Origin of the sequence: Actinophytocola sp. (assembly GCF_035634895.1) — a bacterium.
In the GTDB taxonomy this organism is placed as follows: Bacteria; Actinomycetota; Actinomycetes; order Mycobacteriales; family Pseudonocardiaceae; genus Actinophytocola.
In genome coordinates this window covers 1-10,713 of record NZ_DASQCC010000021.1, presented here as the reverse complement: position 1 = coordinate 10,713, position 10,713 = coordinate 1, and the positions used below count along the sequence as shown (strand labels likewise).

11 protein-coding genes are annotated in these 10,713 nt (G+C 69.9%); 4 read left to right on the top strand and 7 right to left on the bottom strand.

Translation table 11 applies throughout. From position 1 onward, the window contains the following. Both VET29_RS03370 and VET29_RS03365 read right to left on the bottom strand, forming a co-directional pair. A partial coding sequence (locus VET29_RS03370; protein WP_324914464.1) for an acyl-CoA dehydrogenase family protein occupies window positions 1–456 on the bottom strand: 456 nt, incomplete at its 3' end. Then, window positions 446–1,285, bottom strand: a complete 840-nt coding sequence (locus VET29_RS03365) for an enoyl-CoA hydratase (RefSeq protein WP_324914460.1) — start codon at window positions 1,283–1,285, stop codon at window positions 446–448. The genes VET29_RS03370 and VET29_RS03365, both read right to left, overlap by 11 nt. Window positions 1,286–1,327: 42 nt before the next feature. On the opposite strand from VET29_RS03365, the gene VET29_RS03360 reads away from it, so the two are divergent. From VET29_RS03360 to VET29_RS03350, 3 genes are all read left to right on the top strand, one after another. After that, window positions 1,328–2,470, top strand: a complete 1,143-nt coding sequence (locus tag VET29_RS03360; protein WP_324914459.1) for an acyl-CoA dehydrogenase family protein — start codon at window positions 1,328–1,330, stop codon at window positions 2,468–2,470. Between the two features lie 136 nt (window positions 2,471–2,606). Beyond that, window positions 2,607–3,344 (top strand): SDR family oxidoreductase, encoded by a 738-nt coding sequence (locus VET29_RS03355; RefSeq protein ID WP_324914457.1) that lies wholly within the window; start codon window positions 2,607–2,609, stop codon window positions 3,342–3,344. Window positions 3,345–3,384: 40 nt separating this feature from the next. Further along, the gene (locus VET29_RS03350) at window positions 3,385–4,752 is read left to right on the top strand and encodes a wax ester/triacylglycerol synthase family O-acyltransferase (RefSeq protein WP_324914454.1); all 1,368 of its coding nucleotides are present in this window, start codon (window positions 3,385–3,387) and stop codon (window positions 4,750–4,752) included. A gap of 20 nt (window positions 4,753–4,772) precedes the next feature. Here the strand turns inward: VET29_RS03350 and VET29_RS03345 are convergent, their stop codons facing one another. Genes VET29_RS03345 through VET29_RS03325 form a run of 5 tightly spaced genes read right to left on the bottom strand, consistent with a single transcriptional unit; the run spans window position 4,773 to window position 9,194 of the window. Beyond that, the gene (locus VET29_RS03345; RefSeq protein WP_324914452.1) at window positions 4,773–5,816 is read right to left on the bottom strand and encodes an NAD(P)H-dependent flavin oxidoreductase; all 1,044 of its coding nucleotides are present in this window, start codon (window positions 5,814–5,816) and stop codon (window positions 4,773–4,775) included. Then, window positions 5,816–6,496, bottom strand: a complete 681-nt coding sequence (locus tag VET29_RS03340; RefSeq protein WP_324914462.1) for a CoA-transferase subunit beta — start codon at window positions 6,494–6,496, stop codon at window positions 5,816–5,818. The genes VET29_RS03345 and VET29_RS03340 overlap by 1 nt, the downstream gene beginning before the upstream one ends. Before the next feature lie 5 nt (window positions 6,497–6,501). Continuing rightward, the gene (locus VET29_RS03335) at window positions 6,502–7,332 is read right to left on the bottom strand and encodes a CoA transferase subunit A (RefSeq protein WP_324914450.1); all 831 of its coding nucleotides are present in this window, start codon (window positions 7,330–7,332) and stop codon (window positions 6,502–6,504) included. Further along, on the bottom strand, window positions 7,333–8,073 hold the full coding sequence (locus tag VET29_RS03330) for an enoyl-CoA hydratase family protein (RefSeq protein WP_324914447.1): 741 nt from the start codon (window positions 8,071–8,073) through the stop codon (window positions 7,333–7,335). It abuts the gene before it with no gap. 2 nt (window positions 8,074–8,075) lie between these two features. Then, window positions 8,076–9,194, bottom strand: a complete 1,119-nt coding sequence (locus tag VET29_RS03325; RefSeq protein WP_324914446.1) for a steroid 3-ketoacyl-CoA thiolase — start codon at window positions 9,192–9,194, stop codon at window positions 8,076–8,078. A gap of 108 nt (window positions 9,195–9,302) precedes the next feature. On the opposite strand from VET29_RS03325, the gene VET29_RS03320 reads away from it, so the two are divergent. Continuing rightward, window positions 9,303–10,526: a cytochrome P450 gene (locus VET29_RS03320; RefSeq protein WP_324914441.1), complete on the top strand. Its 1,224-nt coding sequence runs from the start codon at window positions 9,303–9,305 to the stop codon at window positions 10,524–10,526. Window positions 10,527–10,713 lie beyond the last annotated feature (187 nt).

Below are 10,713 nucleotides of genomic sequence, written 5' to 3'. Positions count from 1 at the left end.
CAGGACCCAGCCGCCGTCCACCCGGGTCGCCCTGCTGCGTACGCCGGCCAGGTCACTGCCTGCCTCCGGCTCCGACCACGCCTGCGCCCAGATGTCGTCCGCGCGGGACATGCGGGGGAGGACGCGCCGCTTCTGCTCCTCCGTGCCGAACGCCATCAGCGTCGAGCCGAGCAGCGCGACGCCGTTGGCGCTGACCCGCGTCGGGGCCCCGGCCGCGTAGTACTCGTCCTCGAACACCACCCACTGCAACAGCGTCGCGTCCCGGCCGCCGTACTCGGCCGGCCAGGTCACAGTGGACAGTCGCGCCTCGGCGAGGGTGCGCTCCCATGCCCGGTGCGGCTCGAAGCCATCGTCGGTGTCCATGGGCGGCAACGGTTCCGCCGGTAGGTGCGTGGCGAGCCACCCTCGCACCTCGTCGCGGAACTCGAGCGTCTCGGTGTCCAGGTCAAGATCCACTGGCATCCCTCATCGATCGGGCGTTCATGCCGGCGAGCGAGTCCGGCGAGGTCTCGGCGTTGTGGGCGTGGGCGAAGTGGTGCAGGCCGAACACGGAGTCCATCCCGGTCCGCATGCCCATCTGGTCCTCTGCCTGGTTGACGGCCCGCTTGGTGAGCGCGAGCCCGAACCGGGGCATGCCCGAGATCTTCTCCGCAAGCGTTTGCGTCTCCTTGTGCAACTCATCGCGGGGCGCCACGCGGTTGACCATGCCGCGCTGGAGCGCCCAGGCCGCGTCGAAGCGCTCGCCCGTGAACAGGAACTCCTTGGCCGCCCGTGGCCCGAGCACCCACGGGTGCGCGAAGTACTCCACGCCCGGGATGCCCATGCGCACGACCGGGTCGGCGAAGAACGCGTCGTCCGCGGCGACGATCAGGTCGCACACCCAGGCCAGCATGAGCCCGCCGGCGATGCAGGCGCCCTGCACCATGGCGATCGTCGGCTTCGGGATCTCCCGCCAGCGCCGGCACATCCCCAGGTAGACCTCCATCTCCCTGGCGTACCGGTTGTCGCCGCCCGGCTTGCCGACGTGGTCCCACCACATGACGGCCCTGCGCTCGAAGGACTGGTCGACGTCGCGGCCCGGCGTGCCGATGTCGTGGCCGGCGGAGAAGTGCTTGCCGGCGCCCGCGAGCACGATGACCTTGACCTCGTCGTCGTCCACGGCACGCGTGAACGCGGCGTCGAGGGCGTAGGTCATGGCCGAGTTCTGGGCGTTGCGGTACTCGGGACGGTTCATGGTCACGGTCGCGATCGGACCGCTGACCTCGTACTGAACGACGTCGGTCACGCTTCCTCCCAACAAAGCAATTGCTTGGTAGGCTAACACCCCATGACGGCCCTGGAGGAGTTCCGCGCGACGGTGCGGGAGTGGTTGGCCGACAACCTGTCCGGCGACTTCGCCGCGCTCCGCGGGCTCGGCGGGCCCGGTCGCGAGCACGAGGCGTTCGACGAGCGCGTCGAGTGGGACCGGCATCTGGCCGCCGCCGGCTGGACGTGCCTCGGCTGGCCGGCCGAGTACGGCGGGCGGGGCGCGCCGGTCGAGCAGCGGGTCGTCTTCCACGAGGAGTACGCGCGGGCCGAGGCGCCCGCGCGGGTGAGCCACTTCGGCGAGGAACTGCTCGGCCCGACCCTGATCGCGCTCGGCACCGACGAGCAGCGGACGCGGTTCCTGCCGCCGATCAGACGCGTCGAGGAGCTGTGGTGCCAGGGCTACTCCGAGCCGGGTGCCGGCTCGGACCTGGCGTCGGTTTCGACCTCCGCCGTGCTGGACGGGGACGAGTGGGTGATCACCGGACAGAAGGTGTGGACGTCGCTCGCGCAGGTGGCCCAGTGGTGCTTCGCGGTGGTTCGTACCGAGGTGGGCTCGAAGCGGCACGCCGGCCTCTCGTACCTGCTCGTGCCCATGGACCAGCCTGGCGTGTCGGTCCGTCCCATCGAGCAACTGACCGGTGGCTCGGAGTTCAACGAGGTCTTCTTCGACGGCGCCCGCACGCCGAGGGACCTGGTGGTGGGCGAGGTCGGCGGCGGCTGGCAGGTCGCGATGGCCACGCTCGGCTTCGAGCGTGGCGTGGCCACGCTGGGCCAGCAGGTGGGGTTCCGGCGAGAGCTGGACACGCTGGTCTCGCTCGCCCGCGACACGGGTGTGCTCGACGACCCGGTCATCCGGGAGAAGCTGACCAGGGCCCGGATCGGCCTGGACGTGATGCGCTGGCACGCGCTGCGGACGATCGGCGACGCGGCCGGCGCGTCGGTCACCAAGCTGGTGTGGGCGAACTGGCACCGCGGACTCGGCGAGTTGGCGATGGAGGTCCTGGGCGCGGCGGGCATGACGACCCCCGACGAGGGCATGAGCGAGTGGCAGCGGCTGTACCTGTTCAGCCGCGCCGACACCATCTACGGCGGCTCCAACGAGATCCAGCGCAACATCATCGCCGAGCGCGTGCTCGGCCTGCCCAGGGAGGCCAGGGCGTGAGCCGTGTATCGTCTCGATGGCACCTCACCTGCGGTTATGTGCACGAGTGGGACTTTCGTACGGGTCCCGGGAGCAGAGTGCGCCGCTCGCTCGTTGCCATGGGGACAGCGTCGGGCGGGGCGGGTGAGGAGTCGTCATGAGTCACGACCTGTTGCGTGACAAGGTGGTCGTGGTGACGGCCGCGGCCGGCACGGGCATCGGCTCCGCGGTCGCGCGCCGGGCGCTCGAGGAAGGCGCGACGGTGGTGGTGAGCGACTGGCACGAGCGCCGGCTCGCGTCCACCGCGTCGGAACTGGGCGTCAAGGCCATCCCGTGCGACGTGACGTCCGAGGAGCAGGTCCAAGCCCTGGTCGACGGCACGGTCGCGGAGTACGGCCGCCTCGACGTGATGATCAACAACGCCGGCCTCGGCGGCACCCGGTCGGTGCTGGAGATGACGGACGACGAGTGGTCACGCGTCCTGGACGTCACGTTGAACGGGACGTTCCGATGCACCAGGGCCGCGCTGCGCCAGATGGTGGCACAGGGGAGCGGCGCGGTGGTCAACAACGCGTCGGTGGTCGGCTGGCGCGCGCAGGAGGGCCAGGCCCACTACGCGGCGGCGAAGGCGGGCGTCATGGCGCTGACCCGTTGCGCCGCGATGGACGTGGCGTCGCACGGGATCCGGGTCAACGCCGTGGCCCCGAGCCTCGCGATGCACCCCCATCTCGCGAAGGTGACGAGCGAGGACCTTCTGCGCGAACTGACCGCACGCGAGGCGTTCGGCCGGTCGGCCGAGCCGGAGGAAGTTGCGAACGTGATGGTGTTCCTCGCAAGCGACCTGGCCTCATACCTGACGGGCGAGGTCCTCTCGGTCAGTAGTCAACACCCGTAGCTGTGTCCTGTCGCACTAAGGTGCGTCCAGGAGGTACCTGATGCCCATCATGCCGGTGACGGATTCGATGTTCCTGCTCGCCGAGACGCGCGAGCACCCCATGCATGTCGGCGGGCTCCAGCTCTTCGAGCTCCCCGACGGCGCGGGCCCCGACTACGTCGGCGAGTTCCACCGGCAGCTGCTGTCGCTTGCGGACGTTCGCCCGCTGTTCCGCCGCCGCCCGCGTGGCCCGGTGGGAACGGTCGGCCAGTTCGCGTGGTCGAACGACGAACAGCTCGATCTCGAGTACCACGTGCGCCTGTCCGCTCTGCCCAGTCCCGGCCGGGTCCGCGAGCTGCTGGAGCTGACCTCGCGCCTGCACGGCTACCTGCTCGACCGTCATCGTCCCCTGTGGGAGTTCACGATGATGGAAGGCTTGCAGGGCAACCGTTTCGCGACGTACACGAAGGTGCACCACTCACTGCTCGACGGCGTGTCGGCGCTGCGGCTCATGCAGTCGTCGCTGTCAGAGGACCCGTCGGACCTGACCGTCCAGCCGGTGTGGTCGCAGCGCGTGCGGACGGACGTGTTCGGCGGCAGGAAGGAGTCCGCCGACCCCTTCGACCCGGTCCGCGCGGTGCAGGACTTCCTGAAGGAGCTGCGCGGCTTCGGCACGGCCGCGACGAAGATCGTGAACGAGGCGTTCCGCGAGCAGTCCGCGACGCTGTCGTTCCAGGCGCCGCGGTCGATGTTCAACGTGGCGATCACCGGCGCCCGGCGGTTCGCCGCGCAGGGCTGGCCGCTGGAGCGGATCAAGGCGGTCTGCAAGGCCTCGGGCACGACGATGAACGACGTCATGCTGGCGATGTGCTCCGGCGCGCTGCGGAAGTACCTGCTGGACCTCGGCGCGCTGCCGGACAAGCCGCTGGTGGCCGCGATCCCGATGTCGCTGCGCACCGACAAGTCCTTCGGCGGCAACGCGATCGGCCTGATCCTGTGCAACCTCGCGACGACCGAGGCGGAGGCTGCGGACCGCCTGGCGACCATCCACGACTCGATGCTCAAGGGCAAGGCGGTGTACCACGGGATGAGCCGCCTGCAGATCACCGCACTGTCGGCGCTGCCACTGGTCCCGCTGGCGATCGGCATGATCCCCGGGATGGTCAAGGTGACCCCGCCTGCGTTCAACGTGCTGATCTCGAACGTGCCGGGACCGCGCAAACCGCTGTACTGGAACGGCGCGCGGATGCAGGGCGTCTACCCGCTGTCCATTCCGTACGAGGGCCAGGCACTGAACATCACGGTGACGAGCTACGCGGGGAACCTGGAGTTCGGGCTGACCGGGTGCCGGCGGACGGTGCCACACCTGCAGCGGCTACTGGGGTTCCTCGAAGAGTCGTTGGTGGAGCTGGAGAAGGCGGTCGCGTAGCCGCCGGTGCGGCGGGTGGATCAGCGCGGCAGGTGCTCGATGATCTCGCCGGCCTCGCGGACGATCCCGCTGATCAACTCCTCGCACGTCGGCAGGTCCCGCAGCGCGCCGGCGACCTGGCCGGACGCCAGCACACCCGCCGCGGTGTTGCCGTTGACCAGGCCCTCCCGCAGCAGCATCGGCGTGTTGGCCGCCATGACCAGCTGCGACCACGTCAGCTTGTGGTTGCGCCGCATGGCCAGGCCTTCCCGCGCCATCGCGGCCCACGACAGCCTCGTCAGGCTCCGGAACCGGGCCGCGTTCCGTACCGCCCGCAGCAGCCCACGCAACGGGCCCGCGCTTTCCAGTGACGTCACCAGTTCCGTGCGCAGGACCCGGTGCGGCATGCCGTCCACGCGGGTCGTCACCACGGTGCCGGTCAGCCCGCTCGCCAGGTACGCCTCCTTGACCGCCTGCGGCACGGTGCTTTCCTTGGTGAGCAGGAACCGCGTGCCCATCCCGACCCCGGCCGCCCCGTAGGACAGCGCGGCCGCGAGCCCGCGGCCGTCGAAGAAGCCGCCCGCCGCGATGACCGGGATGTCCACGGCGTCCACCACGGACGGCAGCAGCACGGTCGTCGCGACCTGGCCCGTGTGGCCACCGCCCTCGCCGCCCTGCACCATCACCGCGTCCGCGCCCCAGCCGGCCACCTTCTCCGCGTGCCGCACCGCGCCGACCGACGGGATCACCACGACCCCGGCGTCCTTGAGCGTCCCGATCAGCTCCTGGGACGGCGCCAACGCGAACGACGCGACCCGGACACCGGCCGAGATCAGCAGCCTGACCCGCTCACCGGCGTCCACGGCGTCGGCGCGAAGGTTGACGCCGAAAGGGCTTCCGGTCCGCTCCCTGACCTCCTCGATGGCGGTGCGCAGCTCGTCGAACGTCATCGTCGCCGACGCCAGGATGCCCAGCCCGCCCGCGTTGGCGACCGCCGAGACGAGCCGCGGCCCGGCCACCCAGCCCATCCCGGTCTGGACCACCGGGTGACGGACCCCGGCGAGCTTCGTCAGCGCGGTCTCCATCACGCGCCCCAGTTGCCCGTCGGATCCAGTGTGGACAGTAGGGTCAGCTCGTCGTCCGACGGGACCCTTGTCTCCTGCGGATCCTCGACGACCAGCGGAAACCCGGTCTGCTCGACGATCTCGTCGACCGTGACGCCCGGATGCACGGACAGGAGCCGCATCGCGTGCGACGGGCCGCCGAAGTCCAGCACGCACAGGTTGGTCACCACGCGGTACACGTCGTGGAACGGCCCGCCGCCGCGGTGGTAGCCGACGCCGGCCACCATGTCGACGGCCGGCACGAGCACCCGCGGCGAGTGCTTCGGCACCCAGTAGCTGGTCCGGTGGTTGACCGTGTTGCCCGGCGCGCCGCGCACGCCGAGGAGTTGCCGCTTCGGCGTTGCATGCGGGCCGATGCACGAGATGTTCTGGTTGCCGTACCGGTCGATCTGGTTGGCGCCCATGACCACGTGCCGCCGCCCGTGCGCCACCACGTCGAACACCGCGCGGTACGGCAGCCAGCCTTCGGCCACCCCGTCGCCGGTCAGCAGTGTCGCCTCGCCGTCGGACAGCAGCAGGTCCGGCTCGAACGTCGCCCGCGCCAGCCGCGCGCCGAGCGCCGGGACGTATCCCATGGGGCTGGCCAGGATCTCGCCGTCACCGCGGAACAGCTCGGCGCAGGCGACCACGCACACGGCCATGCGGTTCACGCCGCCACCGCCTTCTGGTACGCGGCCTCGTCCCCGCTGAGGTACTTGTCGGCGAAGGAGTCCCAGTCCGCCGCCGTGTACTCCTCCTGGAACCGCTCGTCCCGACCGTAGTCCGGCACGCAGCTCGTGAAGTGCGCGCCGTTCGGTGTCGCCACGACGCCGTCGACCATCATCCGGTTGAGCAGCAACGTCTGCGGCGGCCCGGCCGAGGCCAGCTCATCGGTGTCCACAACGGACTCACAGGACACGTACCGTTTCGTGGCGGCGAGGCAGAAGAGGTCGTCGAAGTACGGATCCGGCCCCAGGTAACGGGCATTGCCGTGCCGGTCCGCGCGGTTGAGGTGCACGAGCGCCACGTCGAGGTGCAGGGCCGGCACCGCGACCAGCTCCTCGCGGTCCTCGTACGGTGAGCGCACGGTCCGCAGCGACTGGTCGTAGGTCAGCACGTCCGACCCGAGCCCGGCCCGCATCGGCAGGAACGGCAACCGCTGCGCCGCCGCCCGCAACCCGGTCTGGAACATGCCCTCGTCCCACTCCCGCACGCTGATCGCCCCCGACTCGCGTGCCTTGCGGAACCACGGGTCGTACGGGATCGAGTCCAGCGTCACGAACCCGAACACGGCCGTGCGCACCTTCCCGGCCGCGCACAGCAACCCGAGATCGGGCCCGCCGTAGGAGACGACGGTCAGGTCCTTCAGTCGCGAACGCAGGATCGCCCGCACCAGCGCCATCGGCTTGCGCCGCGACCCCCAACCACCGATGCCGATGGTCATCCCGTCAGACAGCGTCGAGACCACCTCGTCGGCGGTCATCCGCTTGTCCCTCACTTAGTTGCCCTCCAGAAACCGTTGCCGCGCCTCGTCGGAGGCGCCGGTCAGGTTGAGTTCGAACGTGAAACCCTGCTCGTAGCGGTAACTGCGGTGTACGTCCTGCGGGTCGATCCCGTTGATGGCCTTCTTGGCGGCCCTGATCACCCGCGTGTCCTTGGCCGCGATCTGCTTGGCGACCTCCAGCGCGGCGCCCGCCAGCTCCGAGACCGGCACCACCCGGTACACCGAGCCGAAGTGGTGCAGCTGCTGCGCGGTGACCGTCGACGCCGTGTAGTACATGGCCCGCATGAGGTGCTGCGGCACCAGCCGGGCGAGGTGCGTGGCCGCGCCGAGCGCTCCTCTGTCCACCTCGGGCAGTCCGAACGTCGCGTCGTCGGCGGCCACCACGACGTCCGCGTTGCCGACCAGCCCGATCCCGCCGCCGAGGCAGAACCCCTGCACGGCCGCGATGACCGGCACCTCGCAGTCGTACACCGCGCCGAACGCGGCGAAGCAGCCCCGGTTCGCGCCGATCAGCGCGCCGTGGCCCTTCCGCTGGATCTCCTTGATGTCCACGCCCGCGTTGAACCCGCGCCCGGCGGCCCGCAGGACCACGACGTGCGTGTCCGGGTCGCGGCCGGCGTTCGTGACCGCGTCGGCCAGCTCGAACCAGCCCGCCACGGGCAGCGCGTTGACCGGTGGGTGGTCCACCGTCACGACCACCACGCCGGGCTCGGCCTCGAGCACCTCGATGGGCACGGTCAGACCCGCTCGATGATCGTGCCCGTGGACATCGCGCCGCCCGCGCACATGGTGATCAGGGCGGTCGACGCGTCCCGGCGCTCCAGCTCGTGCAGCGCGGTCGTCACCAGCCGGGTGCCGGTGCTGCCGACCGGGTGCCCGATCGCGATCGCGCCGCCGTTGACGTTGACCCGGTCCGGGTCGGGCTGGTGCACCGACATCCAGGACAGCGCGACCGACGCGAACGCCTCGTTGACCTCGAACAGGTCGAGGTCGCCGATCTTCATGCCACTGCGTGCCAGCAGCCGCTCGGTCGCCTGCACCGGCCCATCGAGGTGGTAGTACGGCTCGCTGCCGACAAGGCACTGGGTGACGATCCGCGCCCGCGGCGTGACGCCCAGGGCACGCGCCTTCGCCTCGTCCATCACCAGCACGGCCGACGCCCCGTCGGAGATCTGCGACGACGTGCCCGCGGTGTGCAGGCCGTCCTCCAGGACCGGCTTCAGCTTCGCGAGCGCCTCCATACTGGTCTCGCGGAGGCCCTCGTCCCTGGTCACGTCGCCCACCTGGACGACCTCGCGGTCGAAGTGGCCGGCGTCCCAGGCCTTGCGTGCCTTCTGCTGGGACAGGGCGCCGAAGCGGTCGAGGTCCTCACGGGACAGTCCTCGCCGGACCGCGATCCGTTCGGCGCCGCCGAACTGGTTGGGCAGGTCGACGTCCCACGAGTCCGGCCGCGGCCTGCCCACGTCCACGCCCATGTTCGACCGCAGCGGCACGCGGCTCATGGCCTCGACCCCGCACGCGACGCCCACGTCGATGGCGCCGGCTGTGATCTGCGCCGCGATCATGTGCATTGCCTGCTGGGCCGAGCCGCACTGCGCGTCGAGAGTCAGACAGCCTGTCTGGTACGGCAGCCCGGCATGCAGCCAGGCGGTGCGGGTGACGTTGCTGGACTGCTCGCCGGCCTGCGTGACACACCCGCCGAACACCTGCTCGACCAGGGCGGGGTCGATGCCGGCGCGGTCGACGACCGCGTGTTGCGCGAAGCCGAGCAGTTCGGCCGGATGCCAGCCGGACAGGGCGCCACCACGCTTGCCGACGGGTGTGCGTGCGGCGGCCACGATCACCGGGTTTCCCATGAACACAAACTAGAACGCGTTACCAACCGAAGCAAGCATGCGCTTGGTTTGCCGCGACGGGTGTGTTTGAATCGAGTAGAACGTGTTCCATGTTTCGGGAGGGTTGCAATGTCCGCACCTCGGATCCCGGCAGGTTTCGACTTCACCGATCCAGATCTGGTACAGCAACGTGTTCCAGTTGAGGAGTTCGCCGAACTGCGCCGCACCGCGCCCGTGTGGTGGAACGCGCAGGAGCACAACGTCGCGGGGTTCGGTGATGACGGATTCTGGGTGGTGAGCCGGCACGCCGAGGTCAAGGAGGTCTCGCGCAACAGCGACGTGTACTCCTCGGAGGAGAACACGGCGATCATCCGCTTCAACGGGGACATGACGCGCGACAAGATCGAGGCGCAGCGGCTGATCATGCTGAACATCGACCCGCCGCACCACTCGAAGGTCCGCGGCATCGTCTCCCGCGGCTTCACCCCGAAGTCGGTCAACAAGCTGCGGGACGCGCTCGCCGCGCGGGCCGAGCGCATCGTGACCGAGGCCGCGGCCACCGGCAACGGCGACTTCGTCACGCAGGTGGCGTGCGAGCTGCCGCTGCAGGCGATCGCCGAGCTGCTGGGCATTCCACAGGACGACCGGCACAAGGTCTTCCACTGGTCGAACCAGATGGTCGGCTCCGAGGACCCGGAGTACTCGGTCGACCCGATGAACGCCTCGGCCGAGCTGCTCGGCTACGCGTGGGCCATGTCCGAGGAACGCAAGAAGTGCCCGGCCGATGACATCGTGACGAAACTGGTCAACGCGGACATCGACGGCACCTCGCTCACCTCCGAGGAGTTCGGCTTCTTCGTGCTGCTGCTCGCGGTGGCCGGCAACGAGACCACCCGCAACGCGATCACGCACGGCATGCACGCGTTCCTGACGAACCCGGACCAGTGGGAGGAGTACAAGGCGAACCGCCCGGTGACGACCGCCGACGAGATCGTCCGCTTCTCCACCCCGGTCCTGTCCTTCCAGCGCACGGCGAAGTCGGACACGACGCTCGGTGGCGTGGAGATCAAGAAGGGCGACCGCGTCGGCATGTTCTACGGCTCGGCCAACTTCGACACTGACGTCTTCGCCGACCCGTACAAGTTCGACGTGCGCCGCGACCCCAACCCGCACCTGGGCTTCGGCGGCACGGGCGCCCACTACTGCGTCGGCGCGAACCTGGCCAAGGTCGAGATCGACCTGATCTTCAACGCCATCGCCGACCACATGCCCAACATCAAGAAGGCCGGCGAACCCCGCCGCCTCCGCTCCGGCTGGCTCAACGGCATCAAGGAACTCCAGGTCACCTACTGACCCCGCGAGTCCCGCGTTCAAACACCGCGAGTCCCGCGTTCGCGCATACCGAACTGTGGTTTCGTGCAGACCGTCCCTGGCCGGATGTGCACGAACCCGCAGTTCGGTGTGTCTGAACGCGGGACTCGCTAGGTGTGAACGCGGGACTCGCGGGTCAGGTGTCGGACAGGTGGGTGGTTTCCTGGTG

What these genes read in the sequence shown, in the direction of transcription:
- VET29_RS03360 (WP_324914459.1), top strand. Translation starts at nt 1,328, where the DNA reads ATGACGGCCCTGGAGGAGTTCCGCGCGACGGTGCGGGAGTGGTTGGCC.
- VET29_RS03355 (WP_324914457.1), top strand. Translation starts at nt 2,607, where the DNA reads ATGAGTCACGACCTGTTGCGTGACAAGGTGGTCGTGGTGACGGCCGCG.
- VET29_RS03350 (WP_324914454.1), top strand. Translation starts at nt 3,385, where the DNA reads ATGCCCATCATGCCGGTGACGGATTCGATGTTCCTGCTCGCCGAGACG.
- VET29_RS03345 (WP_324914452.1), bottom strand. Translation starts at nt 5,816, where the DNA reads ATGGAGACCGCGCTGACGAAGCTCGCCGGGGTCCGTCACCCGGTGGTC.
- VET29_RS03340 (WP_324914462.1), bottom strand. Translation starts at nt 6,496, where the DNA reads ATGGCCGTGTGCGTGGTCGCCTGCGCCGAGCTGTTCCGCGGTGACGGC.
- VET29_RS03325 (WP_324914446.1), bottom strand. Translation starts at nt 9,194, where the DNA reads ATGGGAAACCCGGTGATCGTGGCCGCCGCACGCACACCCGTCGGCAAG.
- VET29_RS03320 (WP_324914441.1), top strand. Translation starts at nt 9,303, where the DNA reads ATGTCCGCACCTCGGATCCCGGCAGGTTTCGACTTCACCGATCCAGAT.